Annotated in this window: 26 protein-coding genes and 1 other annotated feature; of the genes, 22 read left to right on the top strand and 4 right to left on the bottom strand. The window is 35.1% G+C overall.

Going from position 1 to position 23,888, the window contains the following annotated elements:
* The first annotated feature begins 233 nt into the window (after window positions 1-233).
* From EC501_RS06145 to EC501_RS06120, 6 genes are all read left to right on the top strand, one after another.
* Window positions 234-995: a tRNA threonylcarbamoyladenosine dehydratase gene (locus tag EC501_RS06145; RefSeq protein ID WP_122971413.1), complete on the top strand. Its 762-nt coding sequence runs from the start codon at window positions 234-236 to the stop codon at window positions 993-995.
* A gap of 92 nt (window positions 996-1,087) precedes the next feature.
* Window positions 1,088-1,510 carry a hypothetical protein gene (locus EC501_RS06140; RefSeq protein WP_122971412.1) on the top strand — a complete coding sequence of 141 codons (423 nt, stop codon included), beginning with the start codon at window positions 1,088-1,090 and terminating at the stop codon, window positions 1,508-1,510.
* Window positions 1,511-1,700: 190 nt separating this feature from the next.
* Window positions 1,701-2,216 (top strand): hypothetical protein, encoded by a 516-nt coding sequence (locus EC501_RS06135; protein ID WP_122971411.1) that lies wholly within the window; start codon window positions 1,701-1,703, stop codon window positions 2,214-2,216.
* A 458-nt stretch (window positions 2,217-2,674) separates the two neighbouring features.
* Window positions 2,675-3,223, top strand: a complete 549-nt coding sequence (locus tag EC501_RS06130) for a sigma-70 family RNA polymerase sigma factor (protein ID WP_158599672.1) — start codon at window positions 2,675-2,677, stop codon at window positions 3,221-3,223.
* Complete coding sequence (locus EC501_RS06125) at window positions 3,216-3,377, top strand: YvrJ family protein (protein ID WP_122971409.1); 162 nt, start codon at window positions 3,216-3,218, stop codon at window positions 3,375-3,377. The genes EC501_RS06130 and EC501_RS06125 overlap by 8 nt, the downstream gene beginning before the upstream one ends.
* Before the next feature lie 2 nt (window positions 3,378-3,379).
* On the top strand, window positions 3,380-3,586 hold the full coding sequence (locus EC501_RS06120; protein WP_122971408.1) for a hypothetical protein: 207 nt from the start codon (window positions 3,380-3,382) through the stop codon (window positions 3,584-3,586).
* Between the two features lie 187 nt (window positions 3,587-3,773).
* Here EC501_RS06120 and EC501_RS06115 read toward each other — a convergent pair whose 3' ends face one another.
* The gene (locus EC501_RS06115) at window positions 3,774-5,060 is read right to left on the bottom strand and encodes a replication-associated recombination protein A (RefSeq protein ID WP_122971407.1); all 1,287 of its coding nucleotides are present in this window, start codon (window positions 5,058-5,060) and stop codon (window positions 3,774-3,776) included.
* Between the two features lie 119 nt (window positions 5,061-5,179).
* Between EC501_RS06115 and cymR the strand changes: the two genes are divergently transcribed.
* The 5 genes from cymR (at window position 5,180) to EC501_RS06090 (ending at window position 10,204) form a co-directional block, all read left to right on the top strand.
* A complete protein-coding gene (cymR, locus tag EC501_RS06110; RefSeq protein ID WP_122971406.1) occupies window positions 5,180-5,599 on the top strand; it encodes a cysteine metabolism transcriptional regulator CymR in 420 nt (139 codons plus the stop codon).
* Window positions 5,600-5,643: 44 nt separating this feature from the next.
* On the top strand, window positions 5,644-6,786 hold the full coding sequence (locus tag EC501_RS06105; RefSeq protein WP_122971419.1) for a cysteine desulfurase family protein: 1,143 nt from the start codon (window positions 5,644-5,646) through the stop codon (window positions 6,784-6,786).
* A 21-nt stretch (window positions 6,787-6,807) separates the two neighbouring features.
* A complete protein-coding gene (gene mnmA, locus EC501_RS06100) occupies window positions 6,808-7,929 on the top strand; it encodes a tRNA 2-thiouridine(34) synthase MnmA (RefSeq protein WP_122971405.1) in 1,122 nt (373 codons plus the stop codon).
* A gap of 124 nt (window positions 7,930-8,053) precedes the next feature.
* A complete protein-coding gene (locus tag EC501_RS06095; RefSeq protein ID WP_122971404.1) occupies window positions 8,054-8,713 on the top strand; it encodes a tetratricopeptide repeat protein in 660 nt (219 codons plus the stop codon).
* A gap of 276 nt (window positions 8,714-8,989) precedes the next feature.
* Window positions 8,990-10,204 carry a NupC/NupG family nucleoside CNT transporter gene (locus tag EC501_RS06090; RefSeq protein ID WP_122971403.1) on the top strand — a complete coding sequence of 405 codons (1,215 nt, stop codon included), beginning with the start codon at window positions 8,990-8,992 and terminating at the stop codon, window positions 10,202-10,204.
* 122 nt (window positions 10,205-10,326) lie between these two features.
* Here the strand turns inward: EC501_RS06090 and hisA are convergent, their stop codons facing one another.
* Entirely contained in the window at window positions 10,327-11,085 is a 759-nt protein-coding gene (hisA, locus tag EC501_RS06085) for a phosphoribosylformimino-5-aminoimidazole carboxamide ribotide isomerase (protein ID WP_122971402.1), read from the bottom strand.
* 182 nt (window positions 11,086-11,267) lie between these two features.
* Here hisA and recD2 point away from each other — a divergent pair, with 182 nt between their 5' ends.
* The 5 genes from recD2 to EC501_RS06060 all read left to right on the top strand — a co-directional run bounded on the left by recD2 (window position 11,268) and on the right by EC501_RS06060 (window position 16,290).
* Window positions 11,268-13,745, top strand: coding sequence for an SF1B family DNA helicase RecD2 (gene recD2 / locus EC501_RS06080; RefSeq protein WP_122971401.1), 2,478 nt, complete (start codon window positions 11,268-11,270; stop codon window positions 13,743-13,745).
* Between the two features lie 12 nt (window positions 13,746-13,757).
* Window positions 13,758-14,153 (top strand): VOC family protein, encoded by a 396-nt coding sequence (locus EC501_RS06075; RefSeq protein ID WP_122971400.1) that lies wholly within the window; start codon window positions 13,758-13,760, stop codon window positions 14,151-14,153.
* 71 nt (window positions 14,154-14,224) lie between these two features.
* A complete protein-coding gene (locus tag EC501_RS06070; protein WP_122971399.1) occupies window positions 14,225-14,875 on the top strand; it encodes an SIMPL domain-containing protein in 651 nt (216 codons plus the stop codon).
* Window positions 14,876-15,024: 149 nt separating this feature from the next.
* Window positions 15,025-15,453 (top strand): DUF1801 domain-containing protein, encoded by a 429-nt coding sequence (locus EC501_RS06065; RefSeq protein ID WP_122971398.1) that lies wholly within the window; start codon window positions 15,025-15,027, stop codon window positions 15,451-15,453.
* Window positions 15,454-15,519: 66 nt separating this feature from the next.
* Window positions 15,520-16,290 (top strand): sporulation protein, encoded by a 771-nt coding sequence (locus EC501_RS06060; protein ID WP_122971397.1) that lies wholly within the window; start codon window positions 15,520-15,522, stop codon window positions 16,288-16,290.
* A 35-nt stretch (window positions 16,291-16,325) separates the two neighbouring features.
* On the opposite strand, the gene yeiL is transcribed toward EC501_RS06060, so the two are convergent.
* Complete coding sequence (gene yeiL / locus EC501_RS06055) at window positions 16,326-16,988, bottom strand: transcriptional regulator YeiL (RefSeq protein ID WP_241559283.1); 663 nt, start codon at window positions 16,986-16,988, stop codon at window positions 16,326-16,328.
* 167 nt (window positions 16,989-17,155) lie between these two features.
* Here yeiL and EC501_RS06050 point away from each other — a divergent pair, with 167 nt between their 5' ends.
* Window positions 17,156-18,310, top strand: coding sequence for an MFS transporter (locus EC501_RS06050; RefSeq protein WP_122971395.1), 1,155 nt, complete (start codon window positions 17,156-17,158; stop codon window positions 18,308-18,310).
* Between the two features lie 9 nt (window positions 18,311-18,319).
* Here the strand turns inward: EC501_RS06050 and EC501_RS06045 are convergent, their stop codons facing one another.
* The gene (locus tag EC501_RS06045) at window positions 18,320-19,003 is read right to left on the bottom strand and encodes a TerC family protein (RefSeq protein ID WP_122971394.1); all 684 of its coding nucleotides are present in this window, start codon (window positions 19,001-19,003) and stop codon (window positions 18,320-18,322) included.
* Window positions 19,004-19,144: 141 nt separating this feature from the next.
* Between EC501_RS06045 and EC501_RS18755 the strand changes: the two genes are divergently transcribed.
* The 5 genes from EC501_RS18755 to ruvX all read left to right on the top strand — a co-directional run bounded on the left by EC501_RS18755 (window position 19,145) and on the right by ruvX (window position 23,860).
* Window positions 19,145-19,285 (top strand): hypothetical protein, encoded by a 141-nt coding sequence (locus EC501_RS18755; RefSeq protein WP_338322890.1) that lies wholly within the window; start codon window positions 19,145-19,147, stop codon window positions 19,283-19,285.
* Window positions 19,286-19,312: 27 nt separating this feature from the next.
* Complete coding sequence (locus EC501_RS06040; protein ID WP_338322889.1) at window positions 19,313-19,948, top strand: GNAT family N-acetyltransferase; 636 nt, start codon at window positions 19,313-19,315, stop codon at window positions 19,946-19,948.
* 66 nt (window positions 19,949-20,014) lie between these two features.
* Window positions 20,015-20,245 (top strand) — a binding site (T-box leader).
* A gap of 125 nt (window positions 20,246-20,370) precedes the next feature.
* Window positions 20,371-23,031 carry an alanine--tRNA ligase gene (alaS, locus tag EC501_RS06035; protein WP_122971393.1) on the top strand — a complete coding sequence of 887 codons (2,661 nt, stop codon included), beginning with the start codon at window positions 20,371-20,373 and terminating at the stop codon, window positions 23,029-23,031.
* Window positions 23,032-23,169: 138 nt separating this feature from the next.
* Complete coding sequence (locus EC501_RS06030; RefSeq protein ID WP_122971392.1) at window positions 23,170-23,436, top strand: IreB family regulatory phosphoprotein; 267 nt, start codon at window positions 23,170-23,172, stop codon at window positions 23,434-23,436.
* A 7-nt stretch (window positions 23,437-23,443) separates the two neighbouring features.
* A complete protein-coding gene (ruvX, locus tag EC501_RS06025) occupies window positions 23,444-23,860 on the top strand; it encodes a Holliday junction resolvase RuvX (protein WP_122971391.1) in 417 nt (138 codons plus the stop codon).
* Window positions 23,861-23,888: the final 28 nt, after the last annotated feature.

Below are 23,888 nucleotides of genomic sequence, written 5' to 3'. Positions count from 1 at the left end.
TTTTATCAGAAGTGGTCCTTATTTTTTATTTAAAATAATCAAAGCCGGTGAAATTTTACTTATCGTAAAATTTCACCGGCTTTTCATTTCAGAGGTGGGTTTTGTCCCAGCCTCTTTATTTTTGTGCGTATCTCTTTTTCGTATACTTTTGATTGTTTCGATACAAATTTACAGTATAATGGGCTATATGTTATAATTCCGATTAGTAAAATATAGATTGAGAGGCATAAAATATGTTACATCAGTTTTCAAGAAACGAACTTGCGATTGGAAAAGAAGGACTTGAAAAATTAAACAATACAACAGTTGCCATATTAGGAATCGGTGGTGTAGGTTCTTTTGCTGCAGAGGCATGCGCCCGCAGTGGAGTCGGACGTATTATTTTAGTTGATAAAGATAATGTCGATATTACAAATATAAATCGCCAATTAGTAGCGTACCTTTCTACAGTTGGAAAATCTAAATCTCACATTATGAAAGAACGAATTGCAGACATCAATCCTGATTGTGAAGTAATCGATATGCATATGTTCTATACAGAAGATACTTATGAAAAATTTTTCGAACAAGGAATTGACTATGTTATTGATGCATCAGATACAGTAATGTATAAAATCCATTTAATGAAAGAATGTTTAAAACGAAACATTCCAATCATTTCTAGCATGGGTGCTGCAAATAAAATGGATCCAACTCGATTTAAAATTGCCGACATTTCAAAAACCCATACAGATCCGTTAGCTAAAGTAATTCGTACAAAGCTTCGTAAAGAAGGAATTCATAAAGGAGTCATGGTTGTTTTCTCAGATGAATCACCTATTGTTGTTCGTCCTGATGTGGTTGAAGAGGTAGGAAATCCTAATGCCCAAATACGAAAAGCTAAAATGCCACCTTCATCCAATGCCTTTGTTCCTTCCGTTGCTGGGTTAATTGCAGCAAGTTGGGTCATTAATGACATATTAAAAGATGTAAAAATTACACGAGTTCAACAATAAATACTTTATAATAGTTGGGTAACCTAAAATACGGGTTACCCTTTTTACATGTTAAATAGCTTCAAACCTAATTATATAAAGGAGAAAGTAGATTGGACAATTTTACGGAGCTGGAATATAGAGGCTTAAATATATTAGATGAAATAAGTACAGTTGAGTTAGCGATCGATTGGGAATTTCAAAGAATACATGTATTGGATACAAACAAGGTTGTAGAACCGGAATATCATTTTTCAACGAAAAGCTATCAGTTGAGCGAAGGGTTCTTTAAAATGATTGATGTTTTAAATGATAAACATTTTTTGACGCTCCATTGCGATGAAGTAATTCAAAATGAATATAGCGGCTATACATGGTACTTTTACGGGTCAAGAAATTACATATTAAAATATGAGAAATCAAATATTTTCGAAGTTGAGAAAATGGATCAGTTGAATGAAGAAAAAATAAAAAATCATTATTTATATACAAAATATATAGATAAATTACAATCTTCGGGAATAAAATTGTTTTAATAAAATAATAAATTCGGTGCCTTTGGAATGAAATTTCTGAAATTAGCAGTTGAATAATCTTCAAAAATGAAGTAATTTCACATATATATCACATTTTTTTAGTAAATTTTTATTTTAAGAAAAAATTTCAGAACAATGTTGGTATAGTATGGGTACCTAAAGTTTTATGGGGAATAGGGGAGGAATGGAAATGTCAACAAAAGTTCCAATGACAAATAATGCGTTAAATTTAGTGGAGCTAAATGACCGTATGGAAGAGATTGTATTTAACTATATTGATACAACTCAAAATTGGGAGAAAGCTTATACGAACTTAGATGAATTAGTAAATAGTGCAGTCAATCACTTTAATCATTATGTAAAGGCGAATGGGGAATTGCCAAAGGAAAATACTTATTGGGTATTATATATGAATGTTGTATGTAAATTACTTTATTTCCATACAATTTCTCACTATCATGTACAAGTTAATCTAGGACGAGATGTGAAGAAAGAAATTTTAAACTTGTTAACGGTAGCTGCCAATTGTATTCCGGATGTCCATTTAGAAGATCATGCTGAATTTTTAAAAGAAGTAACAACTAGTTATGAAAATATAGAACTTTATAATGGAAAACATGGGGAATTTGAAAAAATGATTGTTGCTCAAAATAATCGAGTAATAGATTGTATAAAAACTTTTTCCACTTATTCCATGAATCGTTAAATCATAAAAAAAGGTAAAATTGCTTTGGCAATTTTACCTTTTTTTATGAAAAGAATTATTGAAGAATGGCAATTTTATTTATTCGTATAACATTTATATGTTATTCATATGCGTTTTTTACAATTTTTCAATAATTTTTATCGTTCAAAGTTGTTCTAAGGGTTGTTATTTTTGGGCTAGATTGTCCTTTATAAAGTAACTAAACAAATTATTACACCTCAAAGTAAAAAATTTTCTTAAACTATCTATAGCCTCATACAAAAAATTCTACCTTTCCAATAGTCCTAGGTTTTTCCGGTTTAAAATTCGTAAAGTTATTTACAAATTTGGTCGAAATAATAGGAACATTTTCTAAAAATAATTCCAAGAATATGGTATATGTACTCTTTTAGGCTTTTATCGTTTCCTTTTATAATTTAATAAAACAAATGTTCTATTGTTAAGGAGGGATGATGATAGTGGAAATTCAATTTAAGAACCCATTATTAAAAGCTTTTTTAGCAGACGCAGAACATTTGGAATTATATAAACAATACTGTCGTACACCGAATGATTGTATAAAACAAATGATTAATGACCGTTTTATCCAATTTTATATTCGCATTCGAGCCGTAGCCTATTTCTCAAAAATTATCCACTATACCGCTCGCAACTTTGATATAGAAAGAAGAAAGTATGATCAGCGATATGTATTAAATTTGGATAGTACAGGCAATGAATCTAATAACGAAGGGTCTATCACTTTAAAAGAACTTATCGTAGATGAATCTGCAACAAAAAGTTTTTATGAACAAATTGAAGATGACTTAGAACAACATATTCAAAATCCTAATTTATATAAAGCAATTCTTTCGTTAAACGAGAGACAAAAGCACATTTTATATCTATCATTCATTATTAATTATTCCGATACAGAAATAAGTAAAAAATTGAATGTCACGCAACAAGCAATATCAAAATCAAAAAATAATGCTTTAGCGAAAGTGAGGCGAATGATCGATGCTTGATGAGGGTCAATTAATTAACTTAATTAGTAACATTGGTTTCCCGATTGCTGTCTCGATTTACTTATTACTTCGCTTTGAAAAGAAGATTGAAGGTCTAGAACAAACGATTCAAAAGTTGGCGACGGAAGTAGAATTAATAAAAAACAAGGAGTGATTATGATTAAAGAATATATATCTCCATTGGAATTGTTGGAACTTCTAAGGCCGAAAATAAAGAAAGAATTGTATCAAACGGATGCGAGATATCGTGAAGATTTGGAACAAGAAATTGTTACGAAAATTTTAGAAGGATTAAGAACAAAAAAATTTCACAGCATCCCTACTTTTTTTGAATTAGTTGAAAAGGAAAAACAACCAAAGTAACACGATGAACAACTTGTCGGTCGTCTATTGATGTTTGAATTTGATTTACAATTACTAAAGGGGTTTAATGGAGACAAATAACAACCTCTTTTGAAAAATTTTTAATTAAAACTTTTGTAATAGTTCAAAAAGCCTTTAAAATAGGGAAAAAGAAGTTGCTCCTCATTGTCGGGGGCAACTTCTTTTTTTAAGTTCCTTTTTTAAATGATTTCAATTTATCATAAATAGCAGCCATTCGTTTTTCTTCACCAGCAATAACAGGTTTATAAAATTCTTCATTTGCTACGTTATCTGGCAAATATTGTTGATCAACCCAGCCTCCAAAGGTGCCAAGGGGATAATCATGGGGATATTTATAACCGACATGTCCCAACGTTTTCGCTCCTGCATAATGACCATCCCGGAGGTGGAGCGGAATTTCTCCCGTTTTACCTTCGTGAATTGCAGAAATTGCCGCATCTAATGCAGAGTAGGCAGAATTAGATTTCGGCGATAAACACATTTCAATAACTGCGTTGGCCAATGGGATGCGAGCCTCGGGTAGCCCTAAAGTTTTAGCTGCTTCAGTTGCAGCATAAACATGGGCGCCAACTGCTGAATTTGCTAATCCGATATCCTCATATGCCATGACAAGAAGTCTTCTACAAACAGCGATTAAATCTCCATTTTCGAGAAGATGGGCTAAATAGTAAATTGCTGCATTCGTATCACTACCACGTACCGATTTTTGCAAGGCAGATAGTAAATTATAAAAGTGGGAACCACCTTTATCACCATAAACGCCAATTCGTTCCGATAAATGTTCTACAATATGATCTTGAACAATCGTTTTATTATCAACTTCGTCAGAGGCGTAATAAATTGATTCTAATAATGTTAATGCTTTTCTTGCATCTCCGTTTGAAGCGAGGGCTATTTTTTGAATTTGTTCCTCAGATATGACGATATCGATTTTCCCTAAACCTCTTTCTTCGTCTTCAAGGGCGTTTGATATTAACTTAGCGATATCATCTTGAGAGAGCCGTTTCAGTTGAAGAATTTCCCCACAACGTGATCGGATGGCTGGATTTACATCATGAAAAGGATTTTCGGTCGTAGCTCCTATTAAAATGATGGATCCATTTTCTACGTGGGGTAATAACGTATCCTGTTGTAATTTATTAAACCGATGAATTTCATCGAGAAATAAAATCACTTTCCCAACAAGTCGCGCTTCTGACACAATTTGTTCTACATCCTTTTTCCCCGCATGGGTTGCATTTAACGAGAAAAAAGGAAGTTTCGAACTACCAGCAATGGCGTTTGCAATGGAGGTTTTCCCAATTCCGGGCTCTCCATATAAAAGCATTGAAGGGACATGACCATTTTCAATCATTTTATAAAGGGCAGTGTCTTTTCCGATTATGTGTTGTTGTCCGACGACTTCATTTAAGTTACGAGGTCGCATTCGAAATGCTAAAGGTTCGTTTTGCATGTCTTCATCCTCCAAAGATTCCTTTTACTATATTTAATATTAGACCTTTTCCAAGTGGAATTAAAGGATATATGATATACTTGAGCATAGAAATGGACAAGAAAAATAGAGGTGTTATAATGAAAATTTCTACAAAGGGTAGATATGGACTAACGATTATGATTGAATTAGCAAAACATTATGGAGAAGGACCAATTCCATTGCGCCAAATTGCAGCAGAAAAAGATTTATCTGAAGCCTATTTAGAGCAACTGGTTTCTCCCCTTCGTATTGCTGGTTTAGTAAAAAGTGTCCGTGGAGCTTATGGAGGGTATTTATTAGCATTACCACCAAGTAAAATTTCCGCTGCAGATGTAATTAAAGTTTTAGAAGGACCAATTCAACCTGTAGAAGGAATTGAAAATGAAGAAGCACCGCAACAACAATTATGGATTCGAATCCGCGATGCTGTAAAAAATGTCCTTGATACAACTTCGATTGAAGATTTAGCAAGACACGATGAAGAAACCGAATTCGACGGTTATATGTTTTATATTTAATATAAACGAAAGTGGATTCAAGATTAAAGGAGCTTTTAATGACAATGGAAACAATATATCTAGACCATGCAGCGACTTCACCTATGCATCCAGAAGTCATTCAAGCGCTGGCATCAGCTTTTGAACAAACCTATGGAAACCCTTCTAGCATTCATACAGCAGGTAGACAAGCGCGAAAGGTATTAGATGATGCTCGTACTATACTTGCAAAGGCAATCGGTGCAAAAGATACAGAAATCATTTTTACGAGTGGTGGAACTGAGGCGGATAACACGGCTATTTTTGGCGTTGTAAATAGTTTGAAGCATCAGGGAAAACACATTATCACAACGCAAATTGAACACCATGCTGTATTAAATGCATGTGAAAAGTTGGAAAAAGAAGGCTTTGATGTAACATATTTACCAGTTGATGAAAGTGGTCGTATTTCGCTGGAAACTTTTAAAAATGAGCTTCGAGAGGATACGATATTAGTTACAATTATGTATGGCAATAATGAGGTTGGAACAATTCAACCGATTGCAGAAATTGGTGAATTATTAAAGGACCATCAGGCGATTTTCCATACGGATGCAGTCCAAGCTTTTGGCATCGAAAAATTGGACGTTGATCAATTACAAGTTGATTTACTAAGCGTATCAAGTCATAAATTAAATGGTCCTAAAGGGATTGGTTTTTTATATCAACGAACTGGCACCCCATTAGTGGCAACATTTTTTGGAGGCTCTCAAGAGAAGAAAAGAAGAGCAGGTACAGAAAATGTTCCAGCTGCCGTTGGATTCGCAAAGGCAGTCGAAATTGCTCAACGGGAAATGGAAACAAAGAATGAGCAATTACAACAATTTCGTCAACTATTTTTACAAATTTTAGACGAAGAAAGTATTCAATATAAAGTAAATGGAAATAAGGAACATGTATTACAGCATGTGTTAAATATTAGCTTTAAAGGGATGGAAGTAGAGTCCTTTTTAGTTAATTTAGATATGGCGGGTGTTTATGCATCAAGCGGTTCTGCTTGTACAGCAGGATCTATTGATCCATCCCATGTACTCGTTGCTATGTTTGGAAAAGATGCTGCTGAGCTACGTAATTCTATTCGTTTTAGTTTTGGATTAGGTTTGACGAAGGAGTTAATTGAAGAGGCAGCTCGTCGAACAGCAGCAATTGTAAAAAGACTTGCGAACTAATAGAGAAAAGGTGAAACGACAATGGTAGAAACAAGAGACCCATCACAAATCCGCGTTGTTGTTGGAATGTCAGGTGGGGTTGATTCCTCTGTTGCTGCCTATTTATTAAAGCAACAAGGATATGACGTAATCGGGATTTTTATGAAAAACTGGGATGATACAGACGAATTTGGTGTATGTACAGCTACAGAAGATTACGATGATGTAATCAAAGTATGTAATCAAATTGGAATCCCTTATTATGCGGTTAATTTTGAAAAACAATATTGGGATAAAGTATTTACCTACTTTTTAGAAGAATATAAAGCAGGTCGTACACCAAACCCAGATGTTATGTGTAATAAAGAAATTAAATTTAAAGCTTTCCTAGATCATGCGATGAAATTAGGGGCGGATTATTTAGCGACAGGTCATTATGCCCGAGTGGAAGAACGGGACGGAGAAGTGTTGATGCTGCGCGGTGTTGATAACAATAAAGATCAAACATATTTCTTAAATCAACTATCTCAAGAGCAATTAAAACATGTTATGTTCCCAATTGGCGATATAGCAAAACCGGAAGTTCGTAAAATTGCGGAAGAAGCAGGATTAGCTACTGCAAAGAAAAAAGATTCGACAGGGATTTGCTTTATCGGCGAACGGAACTTTAAAGAATTTTTAAGTCAATATTTACCTGCCCAACCAGGTAAAATGGAAACTTTTGATGGTCGTGTTATGGGAACTCATGATGGCTTAATGTATTATACAATTGGTCAACGCCACGGTTTAGGTATTGGAGGAGACGGTGATCCTTGGTTTGTACTAGGGAAAGATTTACAACGAAATGTGTTGTATGTTGGTCAAGGTTTCCATCACGATGCCCTCTATTCCACATCATTAAATGCTGTGAAAATGAGTTTTACCTCCGATCAACCAAAGCCTTCTAAATTTAGTTGCACAGCAAAATTCCGTTATCGTCAAGATGATACGCCGGTGGAAGTTGAACTATTAGAAGATGGTCGAGCTCATATTACTTTTGCAGAACCTGTAAGAGCTATTACACCTGGACAAGCTGTTGTTTTATATAATGGGGAAGAATGTCTCGGTGGCGGTACAATTGATGAAGTGTTTAAAGATAGTGAAAAATTAACTTATGTAGGATGACAAACGCAAATAAAGTAATCGTTTTGATTGTTTTCATGAAACGAAAGAATGAAATACTATATAAGTGCTACTCAGGCTTATCGTCAAGAGATGACGGTAAGCCTAGTTTTAAGAGGTGAGAAATTTGGATTTTAATGAAAAGGGAATACTTGCTTTCCAAGAAAAACGGTATGAAGATGCAGCGAAAGCTTTTACGGAAGCAATTGAAAATAATCCGGATGATCCGATTGGTTATGTGAATTTTGGTAACTTACTTGCTGCGATGAATGACAATGAACGAGCAGAACGTTTTTTCCAAAAAGCAATTACCGTTGATGAAACAACGGCTACAGCATACTATGGATTAGCCAATTTATATTACAATTCGGAAAGATTTATCGAAGCTGCGAAACTATACCAAAAGGCCATTGACCTAGGAATTCAAGGTGCAGATGCTTATTATATGTTAGGGAAATCCTTTGAACGGGATGAAAAATTTAAACTAGCGTTACCTTATATGCAACGTGCAGCTGAACTTGCCCCTAACGACTTACAAATAAGATTATCTTATGGTATTTTACTTTGCTCATTGGAAATGTTTGATGTTGCAAAGGGAGAATTACAATTTGTTCTTGATCAAGATCCAAAAAATGCAGATGCCCATTATAATATTGGGGTATTATATGCGGTAGCTACTGAGGATACTGAAAAAGCGATGGAGCATTTAAAAGAAGCATATACGATAGAACCGAATTTTGATCAAGCGAAATATATTTATGATATGATTAGTCAAAGGTTTAATTAAAGGATGGAAAAGTCGACCAAAAAAGGTCGACTTTTTTATTTAGCAAATAGTCATTAAGTGGAATGAAATCATGATTTAGATAAATAATAAGGTCGAAATAGAAATACCACTTTTCTGCCTTTTTAAAATACTGTGTGAACTATGAAAACTTTGAATAATTTTTTATTTCATGATTTCTACATTCATTTGATACTATATTACGTATATTTTAATTATCGGTCTTTGTCGAGTAATAATTGAGATAAAATTTGAGTTTTTACAGAAGTAGGTGTCTTGATGAATATTTTATGGGGTTTTATTGGTATTTTAGTTATTTTTATTATTGCTTTTTTAATATCAAGCAACCGTAAATCCATTAATTGGAGAACTGTATTTGCCGGTTTAGCGATACAATTAGCCTTTGCCTTTATCGTGCTGAAATGGGAATTTGGCCGCACAGTATTATTAAAAATATCAGAGGCTGTTCAAAATTTAATTAGTTACGCTAATGAAGGGATCTCTTTCGTATTTGGACCTTTAGCAGATCCTGATTTTACTGGTGCTACCGTTTTTGCTCTGAGCGTATTGACGATTATTATTTTCTTCTCTTCGTTAATTTCCGTATTGTATTATTTAGGAATTATGCAATTTGTCATTAAAATTATTGGTGGTGCACTGTCAAAAGTTTTAGGGACAAGTAAAGCGGAATCTGTTAACGCAGCGGCAAATATTTTTGTTGGTCAAACAGAAGCACCTTTAGTCATCCGTCCTTTTTTAGGGAAAATGACAAAATCTGAGCTGTTTGCTGTTATGACAGGTGGGTTAGCATCTGTATCAGGTTCTGTTCTTGTTGGATATTCATTATTAGGGGTACCGTTAGAATACTTAATTGCTGCAAGTTTTATGGCCGCTCCAGCAGGATTAGTATTAGCGAAACTGATGATTCCACAAACTGAAGAAGTCGATGATTCTGCTTTTACGTTAGCAAAAGATTCAGATTCAGTAAATGTCATTGATGCTGCAGCTCGTGGCGCGAGTGACGGAATGAAACTTGCTGTTAATGTTGGTGCGATGTTACTAGCATTTATCGCTCTTATTGCCTTAATTAACGGGATTATCGGTGGTATTGGTAGTATTTTTGGATTTGACGGAATTACCTTAGAAGGAATTTTAGGTTATATTTTCTCACCAATTGCTTTTGCAATAGGGGTACCATGGTCTGAAGCTGTACAAGCAGGTTCATTCATTGGACAAAAATTAGTTTTAAATGAATTTGTAGCTTATTCAAACTTTGCACCAGAAATCGCAAATCTTTCAGATAAAACAGTCATGATTGTTAGCTTTGCATTATGTGGTTTTGCAAACTTAAGCTCAATGGCAATTTTAATTGGTGGTTTAGGTGCAATGGCTCCTAGTCGAAGACCTGTCATTGCGAAATTAGCTGTAAAGGCTGTAATTGCAGGTACATTAGCTTCTTTACTTAGCGCATCCATCGCAGGTATGTTCTTATAAAACTTATTTATTAAAAAAATCTGCTTTTCTACGGGTGTAGGTAAAACGTTTTTTCATTCATTAAGTAATGAGCATTCAGCGTTTCATCCTACATATTCCCCGTGGAACGAGCAGATTTTTTATTATTTTCCATTGCAATATAATATAACATCCCGGTAGCTTAAATCACCGCCAAATATATTTAAGGCACTTCCAATAGTTACATGCAATTTACCCTTTGATAGTTCTTTGAATTTTTTAAGATCAGCTATTGAACGGACCCCACCAGCATAGGTTGTTGGAATGGATGTCCATTTTGCTAAATCTTGAATTAAATCTTCTTGCATCCCACTTCTTTTTCCTTCTACATCAACGGCATGGATTAATAATTCATCGCAATATTGTTCGATAAATGGAATCGTTTGTTTATTTACTTCAAATTGACTAAATTTCGCCCATTTATCCGTCACAACAAACCACTTACCATCTCGTTTACGGCAACTTAAATCAATGACAATATGTTCTTTTCCCACTGTGTTCACCAGTTTTTGTAATCGCTCCATATCGAGCATACCATCATGGAAAATATAAGAAGTTACAATAACATGGGAAGCTCCAGCCTCAATATATTTTTTGGCATTATCACTTGTAATGCCACCTCCTACTTGCAAACCGTTCGGATAGGTGTTCAATGCTAGAAGGGCTGCTTCTTCATTTCCTGACCCGAGCATAATAACATGGCCACCTGTTAACTTGTCCTTTTTAAACATATTGGCAAAATAAGCTGAATCTTGTTCTGCGACAAAATTTTCGACAACGTTTTGATCTTGATGACCTAATGTGCTTCCTACGATTTGTTTAACCTGTCCATCATGTAAATCTATACAAGGTCTAAATTCCACTTAATATCACGAGTCCCTTCCATACCTTTTCGTCTATATATACAAAACAATTTATAAATTATCATAGCATCGGTACTAAAAAATATCGAGGTTAGATTACTGGACCTTTGGATTTTGTAAGACACATAAAGGGGACATATGGTAAAATCAAATGTACTAAAGGCAAGAAAAGGAGTATTAGGATGGCAGAAAATCTTAATTTATTTGAAGTAAATAAATTGTTTATTCTTGGCCGTCCAATTGTGTCCATTTTTCATAATGCGACAAATATGTATTCGATTGTTCGGGTAAAAATACAAGAAACGAATTTACAATATGATGATAAAGAAATTATTGTGGTCGGCTATTTCCCAAAACTTAATGAGGAAGAATTATATCGTTTTACAGGGGTTTTAAAAAATCATCCGAAATACGGTCAACAATTTCAAGTAGATACATTTGTTAAAGAGGTGCCTGCAACGGAACAAGGCATTATCAATTACTTATCAAGTGATTTATTTTCTGGAATTGGGCGAAAAACAGCCGAAACAATTGTTCATCAATTAGGGGTGGATGCCATTAAGCGAATTATGGAAGATCCATCCGCATTAGATACAGTACCGCGACTGAACGAAGAAAAAAAAGAAACGATTCGCCAAACATTGGAGCAAAATTTAGGTTTGGAACGAGTCATGATCCAATTGAATGAATGGGGATTTGGTCCTCAACTTTCTATGAAAATATATCAAACTTATCGGGAAGAAACGATATCACTACTTACGGAAAATCCATATCGCTTAATTGAAGATGTGGAAGGTGTAGGTTTTGGACGGGCTGATGAACTTGGCAGAAAACTAGGGATTGAAGGAATCCATCCAGATCGGATCAAAGCTTGCATATTTCATGTTTTAACAAATGCAGCATTGTCAGACGGACATGTATACGTAGATGCAGAACAAGTTTTACCCCATGTAAAATCTATTCTTGAACAAAGCCAACCACAGGAAATTCCTTATGATGTAATTTCAAAGGCAATTATTGAAATGCGAGAGGAAGATAAAATTTGTGGGGAAGAAACACGAATTTACTTACCTTCTTTATATTTTAGTGAGATTGGCATCGCTTCGAAAATACTAGAATTATTAAATCAAAATGAAAAAGAAAGATTTTCAAAGGATGAAGTTCGAAAAGCTATTGGTGAAGTAGAAGAACGACTAGAGGTTTCCTATGCTGAAACTCAAGCAAAAGCGATTGAATGTGCTTTAAATTCCTCTGTCATGATTTTAACTGGAGGACCTGGTACGGGGAAAACGACGGTAATTCGAGGACTAGTGGAAGTATATGCTGAACTTCACGGGTTATCGCTAAACCCGAAAGATTATGCAAAAAAAGAAGAGCCTTTCCCTATTGTTTTAGCAGCTCCGACTGGGAGAGCGGCAAAAAGATTAGCCGAGTCAACGGATTTGCCAGCAATGACGATCCATCGCTTGCTTGGATTTAACGGCCAAGAAAAAGAGGAAGAAACGGAACGGGAAGTAGAGGGACGTCTTGTCATCATCGATGAAATGTCCATGGTTGATACTTGGTTAGCCCATCAACTATTAAAAGCTTTAAGCAAAGACGTTCAAGTAGTATTTGTTGGGGATCAGGATCAACTACCACCAGTAGGCCCTGGCCAAGTGTTAAAAGACTTATTGGCTTCAAAGCAAGTACCAACTGTAGAATTAACTGACGTTTACCGACAAGCGGAAGGATCTACGATTATTGAACTTGCCCATCAAATTAAAAAAGGAGATATACCAAATACCCTTTCCAATAAAACGACGGATCGCTCCTTTATAAAAGCATCGGCAGATCAAATTGCTAGTGTCGTTACTCAAGTTGTGAAAAGTGCCCTTGCAAAGGGACAGTCTATTCGAGATATACAAGTTTTAGCACCTATGTACAAAGGTCCTGCGGGAATTGATATGTTAAATAAAAAGATTCAAGAATTAGTTAATCCAAACGAAAATGGTACGAGAAAAGAACTCGTATTTGGTGATGTCGTTTACCGTATAGGTGATAAAGTTTTACAACTTGTCAATCAACCGGAAAGTAATATTTTTAATGGGGATATGGGCGAAGTAATTGCCATAATGCGGGCTAAGGAAACAGTGGAAAAACAAGATTTACTAGTCGTTTCCTACGATGGGAATGAAGTGACTTATCAGCGAAGTGATTTAAATCAAATAACCCTTGCCTATTGCTGCTCTATTCATAAATCCCAAGGAAGTGAATTCCAAACAGTGATTATGCCGATCGTTAGAAGTTATTCCAAAATGCTCCGTCGGAATCTTTTATATACCGGCATTACTCGGGCGAAAAACTTTCTAATTCTTTGTGGTGAACCGGATGTCTTTGCTAATGGACTTTCGAAAACCGATGATTTAATGCGTTTAACGACGTTAAAAGTAAGGTTAAATCCAGAGGAAAGTATGACGAAGGAAGAGCAATTAAAGGATAATGATTCTTCCCAAGACGTAAAGCAATTAAAAGAAGTTGATGAACAGCAAGCAGCTTTTTATGTAAACGGAGAAGTTGTAGCACCTATATTAAATATGGAAACGGCACCTTATATTCATCCACTAATCGGAATGGATGGAGTAACCCCGTATCACTTTCTAGAGGACGACGAAAAGTAAAGGAGTATTATAATGACAAAACTTACACCCTTCCTCATGTTTCAAGGCCAAGCTGAAGAAGCAATTCATCTTTATATAACCGTATTTCAAGATACAAATATTGTTTCACTAACAAAGTATGGGGAGGAACAACCAAGTCACAAAGGGAAAATTGCCAATGCAGTCATTTCCATTCATGGCCAAACCTTTTACTGTCATGATAGTGTCATTACTCATGAATTCACCTTTACACCGTCTTTTTCGATGTTTGTTGAATGTGATTCAGAACAAGAGCTTGAGGAAGCCTTTGCGAAGTTATCGAAAAATGGACAAGTTTTAATGCCATTAGATGGTTATGGGTTTAGTAAGAAATTTGGTTGGGTACAAGATCCTTTCGGTATTTCATGGCAACTTAATTTAAATGAATAATTTATAATTAGACAAAATTCCTACCTCCCATGCATATAGTAGTTCTATGTGAAAAGGGAAGGTGGTATTAGTTGGATCATTTAAATGTTTATCAACATCCTTCTTACAAAGTACGGGTGATTTCAGTCGTTGGAAATAGTCAGATTGAAGTAAAACCAGATTATGCCCAACTGCAAATTGAAGTGGTGACTCAAGGAGAAAATATTACGGAAGTCCAAACTGAAAATGCTAATAAAATGAACCAGGTTATAGAAGCTCTATTGGCTTTAAATATTGAACGCCAAAATATTCAAACGGCTTATTTTAATATTTTCCCCCGCTACGACTATATTGAAGGGAAGCAAGTGTTTAGAGGCTACGAAGTATCCAATGCTATTCAAGTAGAAGTTGATAACATTAGTGAAGTCGGAATGGTCATTGATCAAGCAATAAAAAGTGGAGCCAATCGTATAACGGGACTTGAATTTAAATTAAGAAATGAAGAGGCCTATTATAATAGTGCTTTGCAATTGGCGCTGCAAAATGCCCATGAAAAGGCATTAGCTATCGCTAGTTCTTTGCGTCTTTCTTATATGCCCCAACCGATTGAAATCGTTGAGGAATCTTCAGGAGGACCTATTTTATTGAAAAATGTTGCAATGACCCAACGACTTTCTGAGACACCGATTGAACCAGGTACGATTACCGTTGAAGCGACTTTGAATGTGAAGTATCAATATTAATCGAAGTTTTTATAGAGAAATTTGGAGTGCTATTGGATTAGTACTCCTTTTTTAAAGGGAAAAATAGTCTCCATATGGAATACTACTGAGAGCGTAGAAAAATTAAAATAGGAATGAATATGGAAAAGTGGTTTAAAAGGTGGTCGATTATGGGTAAGTATGAACAAAAAACAAAAAAGACAAATCAAAGCGTAATGGAATTTATTGAATCTGTAGAAAGTCCGAAGAAAAGGGAAGATGCCTACCATCTATTGCAAATTTTTGAAGAAACATCGGGGTTTGAAGGGAAAATGTGGGGACCGAGTATTATCGGATTTGGTTCTTATCATTACAAATATGCATCGGGTCATGAAGGAGATGCTCCTCTTATTGGATTTTCACCTAGAAAAGCAAAAATTAGTTTATATTTTGCCCCTGGTGATACAGACAGAGAAACATTATTAGAGAGATTTGGAAAACATACGGTTGGTAAAGGTTGTGTTTATATTAATAAACTTACAGATATTGATCAAGAAATATTAAAGCAACTCATTAGTCAATCCATTCAATTTTTACAAAAAACGTATCCTCAAAATTGAAACTTTTTTCAATCGGTAACGTAAAACAAATATAGATTGAAATTAAAAAAGGTAGGAGTGCTGAAAATGTCATTTTTTAATAAGATGTTAGCAAGTATTGGTGTAGGTGCTGCAAAAGTAGATACAAAATTAGAAAAGTCATCTTTTGTTGCTGGAGAAGTCATCCGCGGGGAAGTGGAAGTTTATGGTGGTAATGTGGAGCAAAGTATTGATGCCATCTATTTAACGTTATACACAACATATATTAAAGAAATTGATGATCATAAAGTGACAGCAAAAGCTCCAATTCAAAAATTCCGAGTAAGTGAACCATTTACAATTAATGTCAATGAAACAAAAATAATTCCATTTTCATTTACATTACCATATGATACGCCAATTACAGTTGGGAAAACAGAAGTATGGGTTGCAACAGAATTAGATATTCGTAGCGGTGTTGATTCAGATGATAAGGATTACATTGAAATTCGTCCATCTGAAATAGCGTCAAAAATTTTAGATGAAGTTCAACAGCTTGGATTTAGATTACGAAAAGCAGATTGTGAACAAGCTTCTTACAAATATGCTCGAAACTATCCATTCCTTCAAGAATTTGAATTTGTTCCAACTGGCGGAGTATTTAGAGGGAGACTCGATGAGTTAGAACTCGTTTTCCTATCTCAAACAGCTCAGTCTGCAGAAATTCTACTTCAAGTAGACCGAAAAGCGAGAGGTTTTGGTGGATTTTTAGCAGAAGCGTTAGATGTGGATGAAACGAATATAAGAATGACAATTACACAACAAGATCTACATAATTTAAATGAAGTATTAAAACAAACGATTGCAAAATATGCTTAAAAAGAAGGGTGTTCCAATGTTGGAATACCCTTTTCTTATACTTCCCGTGCAAGTTCTTGAAGCTTTTGTCTATCAATAATTTCATAGCCTTTATTACTTTTTCGAATCATGTTTGACTGACAAAAATGGGCGAAGGTGTGAAGTAAATGTCGATAGGACACGCCTAAATATTCACTAATTTCCGTATGCTTTTCTTTATAAAAATTATCGTCAGAAGACATTAAAATAAAAGCGGCTAATCGATTTTCAAGGGGATATGCTTGAGTTTGAGAAAATCGGTTTGTCGTTTGTGTCATTTTATTGCCTAAAAATAAGCAAAGTTCCCTTAAAAATACCGAATCAGCTAGTAGTTTTTGTTTACATGCATTATAAGGAATTGAGAAACAGACCGTTTTTGTTACAGCTTGAATCCCTTTTGTATATTTTTGAGCATTTAATAATTCCACTTCCCCCATAAAACTAGGGGAGGTAATAAAATTGATTAACGATACCTTTCCGTTTTTATGTGTGACATATAATTTCGCCTTTCCTTCTACCATGTAGTAAAGGGATTCAGGTAAGGAACTTTCTTGGAAAATATATTCTCCTTTTTCAAATGCACAAACTTGAACGAAGGGGGAAATATCAAAGGAAAAGAAAGATTGAAAGGAATATTGATTCATGTAATCTTCTTTTCGTTTTCCTGTTATCAATTGCACCATTATTCCTCCAATAATCATTACAAAGTTTTGTAGTACAAAACAAAAAATAGAGTAAATTCTGTTTTTAAACGGATTGTCAACAAAAGGGAAATGTGAGATATCTCACATTATTTTAAATGACAACGTGCTATTATTCAATATAGATTGGAGGTTACAGCACGGCTATGAACAATCAACGGTGGTTATCTCAAAATTTCTTTCTATTTTTCTTTACATGGGGCGTATATTTACAATATTGGTCAGGTTGGTTATCAGGTGCTAAAGGATTAACGGTTCAAGAAGTAAGTTTTATTATGGGTTTTGGTTTAGTCGCCAGAGCATTTTCAACGATGTTTATTTATCCCTTTGCTTCGAAATATTTTAGTGATAAAAAATTAACGCTATTGTTAGTAATTAGTTCCTTAATAGCGGCACTATTATACGTACCTTTTAATACCTTTCCAGCTTTATTTGCCATTACATTGATTTTTAGTTTATTTTATCCTTCGTTATTACCGGCTATCGAAAGTAGTGCTTCTACCCTTGTTCAGCAAACAAAGATACATTACGGTAAAAGCCGATCCTATGGTTCTATCGGTTTTGTCATTTCCGTTTTAATTCTAAGTGTGATGATAGGCTATGTAGGGGAAAAGGTGATTTTATGGGCAATGATTGGCTATTTAATGATTATGTTAATTCTTCAAATTATGCCTACGCCGGAAGTGTTATTAGCTAAACCGACAGTAGAAGATCGAAGTCGAGCCTTTTCTATGAGAAGTTTATGGAAAGTTAAAGGCTTTCCTGTAGTCATGATTATCGTCATCCTTTTACAAGGTTCTTTAGCATCCTACTACAATTATAGTTACATTTATTTACAACAATACTTACAAGTAAATACGTTTTATATTGGTATGATTTTGAACGTAGCAGTCCTATTTGAAATTTTATTCTTTTTAATAGCGGACCGTCTCTTTGCTAATAAGAAAATTTCAACTTTATTTTTCATTGCAGCAATTGGTTCTACATTAAGATGGATCATCATTTTTGTATTTCCAAATGTTGGGGCATTTATTTTTTCCCAAACATTACATTCGGTTTCCTTTGCAATGGCCCATTATGCCTTCATCCAATACATTACGAAAAGTTTACCAAAACAACAAATTGCCAATGCGCAAGGGTTGTATTCCGCCTTGGCAACAAGCTTAAGTGCGGCAGTTTTAACATTATTCGGAGGATATTTATACGATATTACGCCGGGTCTTGCATTTTTAGGAATGACCATTTTCACGATTCCAGCAATCATCATCATTTTACTTTCAAAAAAAGCGTATCAAATATAAAAGTCGTCCCTATTTAGGGGCGACTTTTCGCAGTTTTATAAAATATTTCGTTAGTAATCCAAAAGTAATTACGACAACGACAAGAAGAACTTCAAATGTGTAAATAGCCATTTGAGATGGGAATAGGGGAGCCATATAAGCATCCTTTGAAATCATTTTAGAAGATGTCCATGCTAATACCGCTGCGCCTAAAACAATAATAATAGGAAAACGTTCCATTAATTTTGTTACAACGGTACTTCCCCAAACAACAATCGGAATCGAAACGATTAATCCAATGGCTACGAGCAAAATATTTCCATGGGCAGCTCCGGCTACTGCAATAATATTATCTACTCCCATTAATAAATCGGCTAAAAGAATGGTCCCGATAGCTCCCCAAAAATTCTTTTTCGTTTGTTTAACATTGATTTCTTCTTCGGTAAGAAGTAGTTTGTAAGAAATATATAGTAACAATACACCACCAATTAACAATAATCCGTCAATTTCTAATAATTTAACAGCGACTAATGTTAAGACAATTCGTACGAAGATGGCACTAAAAGTTCCCCAAAAAATGACTTTCTTTTGCTGGTTTTTAGGTAAGTTTTTGGCAACTAGTCCAATTAATAAAGCATTGTCGCCAGCAAGAACTAAATCGATGAAAATAATAGAAAGTAAAGCGGTGAAAAATTCAACAGATAATAAGTCCACTATGTATTCGCTCCAATCTATAAGGTAGTCCCCTTAACAAAACAATATATGTTATTCGATTTGTTTTCAGAAGTTTTTTAATTGGTTGAAAGTTTCATTCGTATATGATAGTTTCTTAATAATTTAGATTGGGAGAAGTAGGTGAATAAGGTGATTAGAAAATTAACAGAAAAAGATAGAGAAAAGGTGATGAACTTTGTTCTAAAAAAGCCAGCCGAAAATTTATTTATCATTGGAGATATTGAAGCGTATGGTTTTGAGACAGAGTTTCAAACTGTTTGAGGTCAATTCAATGAGTATGGCGAGTTGATGGCAGTTCTATTAAAATATGAAGGAAATTACATACCGTATGCTGAAGGCGATATCAATTGGGAAGAAATTGCTTCCATTATCAATGGTGACCCGAAAATGACTGATTTATCTGGTTTGAAACCAATTGTAGAAAAATTAGAATCACTAGTAGTAAAAAATATGAAAAGCAGTAATTCATTTTATTATGCTAAATGCCAACGTTTAAAAGTTTCTAAAACAAAGGATGAACTGGAGTCTGTCGAAGTTTTAAACGTAAAAGAATTAGAAGAACTTGTAGCTCTTTTAAAAGGTGTTCCTGAATTTCAGCATGCAAACATAACAATTGAGTCGAAAAGAAGGACGCTTGAAAATAAAACCGGTAGAACGTATTTCATTCGAGTGAACGGTGAAATGGCCACAACTGCTTCCACAACGGCAGAAAATAGTTCCTCTGCCATGATTGTTGCTGTGGCAACAAAGAAACAATATAAACGGCAGGGACTTGCAACGGATTGTATGATTAAGTTATGTCAAGATTTGTTAAAAGAAGGGAAGGAACTTTGTTTATTTTATGACAATCCGGATGCTGGTAAAATTTATAAACGATTAGGTTTTGAGGATATTGGTTTTTGGAATGTTTATCGATATGAGTAAAAGTTGAAGAAAATAGTTATAATTGACATAAGGCACCCCTTTTCATATAATTTAGAACAGAATATATGAAACACGATGATGGAACAAGTACGTTACTGTATACGAACAGAAAAGGATTCCTTGGCTGAAAGAATCTTGCGTTAAACAGTTACGGAAAGCTACTCCAGAGTGCAGCTAATCCCTGCCGTTCACTTACGTTACAGTGCTTGAGATATAAGTTTGCTCTAGTCATTTCAGCTATATGAAGCTAACTTATAAATTAGGGTGGTACCGCGAGCTATAGTCTTCGTCCCTTTGTGGGATGAAGACTTTTTTATTTGGATTAAACATTGGTCTTATTAATTATTCCATCGTTTTTGAAAGGTACACTGGAACACCATCATGTTAACAAATTTATTCATTTATTGGAGGTATATTGGAAGATGAAAGCATCAGAAATTCGTCGCAAGTATTTAGAATTTTTCATTGAAAAAGGTCATGCTCAAGAACCATCTGCACCACTAGTGCCAATTAATGACCCATCTTTACTATGGATTAACTCAGGGGTTGCCACGTTAAAAAAATATTTCGATGGTCGTGTCATTCCTGACAATCCACGTATTACGAATGCACAAAAATCTATTCGTACAAATGATATTGAAAATGTAGGGAAAACAGCTCGTCACCATACGTTTTTTGAAATGTTAGGAAACTTCTCAATTGGTGATTACTTTAAGAAAGAAGCAATTCATTATGCATGGGAGTTTTTAACTGATCCAAAATGGATGGGCTTTGATCCTGAACTTTTATCGATTACGATTCATCCAGAAGACCAAGAAGCATATGATATTTGGAAAAATGAAATCGGCATTCCGGAAGAACGTTTAATTCGTATTGAAGGGAACTTCTGGGATATCGGAGAAGGTCCATCTGGTCCAAACTCTGAAATTTTCTACGACCGTGGCCCTGAATACGGTAATGATGAAAACGATCCAGAATTATATCCTGGTGGAGAAAATGAACGTTATCTAGAAATATGGAACTTAGTATTTTCACAATTTAATCATAACCCAGATGGAACATACACACCGCTACCTAAACAAAATATTGATACAGGTATGGGGTTAGAACGTATGGCATCCGTTGTACAGAATGTTCCAACTAACTTTGATACGGATTTATTTATGCCGATTATTGAAAAAATTGAAGAATTCGCAAACCGTTCCTATAAACGCCCAGGCGAAATCGATTTAAAAGAAATTTTCGGTAGTGAAGAGGATGTAAATACACCATTTAAAGTGATTGCTGACCATATTCGTACCGTTGCTTTTGCAATTGGAGATGGTGCTCTTCCTTCAAATGAAGGACGCGGTTATGTATTGCGCCGACTATTACGACGTGCAGTAAGATATGCAAAACAAATCGGTATTGATAAACCGTTTATGTTTAAATTAGTTTCTACTGTTGGCGAAATTATGCAAGATTTCTATCCAGAAGTAAAAGAAAAAAGAGAATTTATCGAGCGGGTTATTAAAAACGAGGAAGATCGCTTCCATGAAACCCTTGATGGTGGTTTAGCTATTCTGTCTGAAGTAATTGAGAAAGAAAAAGCTGCTGGAAATAATGTTATTCCTGGTAGTGATGCATTCCGTTTATATGATACTTATGGCTTCCCAGTAGAATTAACGGAGGAATATGCACAAGAAGCTGGTATGACAGTGGATTTAGAAGGCTTTGAAAAAGCGATGGATGAACAAAGGGAACGTGCCCGCGCAGCTCGAGCGGATGTCGATTCCATGCAAGTTCAATCTGAAATATTAGCCAATTTAACGCAAGAATCGAATTTTGTAGGTTATGAAACGTTACAAACTGAAACGAAAGTCGTTGCAATCGTTTCAAATGGTCAAATGGCGGAATATGCTTCAGAAGGTGAAGAAGTTCTTGTCCTTTTAGCAGAAACACCTTTTTATGCGGAGATGGGTGGACAAGTAGCTGACCATGGTAAAATTTCTAATGATTCATTTACAGCTTTTGTAAAAGATGTTCAAAAGGCACCGAACGGTCAACCGCTTCATACCGTTGTTGTAGAATCAGGTGAAATGCGTGTGGATGATGTTGTTACAGCAATGGTGGATCGGGATGAACGTAATCTTGTAGTAAAAAATCATACAGCTACACATATTATGCAACGAGCATTAAAAGATGTTCTAGGAGATCATGTTAACCAAGCTGGTTCTTATGTAGGGCCAGACCGTTTACGTTTTGACTTCTCCCACTTTGGCCCTGCTACAAAAGAAGAGTTAGAAAAAATTGAACGTATTGTAAACGAAAAAATTTGGGATGATATTGAAGTAGTCATTGAAGAGATGCCAATTGCTGAAGCAAAAGCAATCGGAGCGATGGCACTATTCGGTGAAAAATACGGAGATATTGTTCGTGTTGTTCAAGTAAGTGATTATTCGATTGAACTTTGCGGCGGTATCCATGTAAAACGTACTTCTGAAATTGGTTTATTTAAAATCGTTTCTGAAGGTGGTATAGGGGCTGGAACACGTCGAATTGAGGCGGTTACTGGTAAAGCGGCATTCGAAGCAGTAAAAGAAGAACAACGTATTTTAGAACAATCCGCCGCTTTATTAAAGGCGAATCCTAAAGACTTAGTAGCACGTGTTGAAACTTTACAGCAAGAATTAAAAGAACAACAACGAGAAAATGAAGCATTATCCCAAAAAATTGCGAATGCACAAGCTGCTTCTGTACTAGATGCTGCACAAAAAATTGGCGATATTACAGTACTATCAACAAAAGTAGAAGCGAAAGACAACAATCAACTTCGTCAAATGATGGATGATTTAAAAGGTAAACTAGAAAAAGCTGTTATTGTACTTGGCGCAGTTGATGGCGACAAAGTCATGTTATGTGCTGGTGTAACAAAAGATATTGTCGGAGGAAAATATCACGCAGGAAATATTGTGAAATCAGTGGCAGAAGCGTGTGACGGTAAAGGTGGCGGTCGTCCGGATATGGCGATGGCAGGTGCGAAAAATGCATCAAAACTTGATGAAGCGCTAGTTTCTGTGTATGATTACGTTAAATCCATTTAAAAATATTTTCTTTCTGTTACAAAATATGGTCAGAATTCCATCCTGATATTTGATTGAAATGGTTTATCGGTTATAATAAAGAGAATAGAGATGTTTTTCCGTTAACATCTCCTTATTACTGAAAGCGAGGTGCTGGTCTTGAGTTCGTTTGATAAAACAATGAAATTCAGTTTTCCAGAAGAGTCAATGGAACAAGAAGTAAAGCAAGTGATGTTGAAGGTGTACTCTTCACTAGAAGAGAAAGGGTATAATCCTACTAACCAAATTGTAGGTTATCTTTTATCTGGTGATCCGGCATACATCCCTCGCCATCAGGATGCAAGAAACTTAATACGCAAGCTTGAACGTGATGAAATTATTGAAGAGCTCGTAAAATTTTATATTAAGAAGAATAACGAGGCATAATAGGTATATGAGAGTAATGGGTTTAGACGTTGGTTCCAAAACCGTAGGCGTTGCAATTAGTGATGCCTTAGGATGGACAGCGCAAGGTATAGAAACGATACAAATAAACGAAGAAACAGGCGATTTTGGCATCGAACGTATAAAAGAACTTGTTAAAGAATATGCTGTTACAGAATTTGTAGTAGGCTATCCGAAAAACATGAACAATACGGTCGGTCCTCGTGGCGAAGCTTCCGAGAATTATAAAAAGCTACTGGAAGATTCCTTTCATTTACCTGTAAAGCTCTGGGACGAACGTTTAACCACAATGGCTGCAGAGCGAATGCTCATTGAAGCGGATGTAAGTCGTAAAAAGCGTAAAAAGGTTATTGATAAAATGGCGGCTGTTATGATCCTTCAAGGATATTTAGATAGCAAGAATTAACATTCGCTAAAAAGAGCGAATGTTAATT

The sequence above is a fragment of the Lysinibacillus halotolerans genome, from assembly GCF_003711845.1.
Taxonomy (GTDB): domain Bacteria; phylum Bacillota; class Bacilli; order Bacillales_A; family Planococcaceae; genus Ureibacillus; species Ureibacillus halotolerans.
This window is presented reverse-complemented; position numbering and strand designations above follow the sequence as displayed.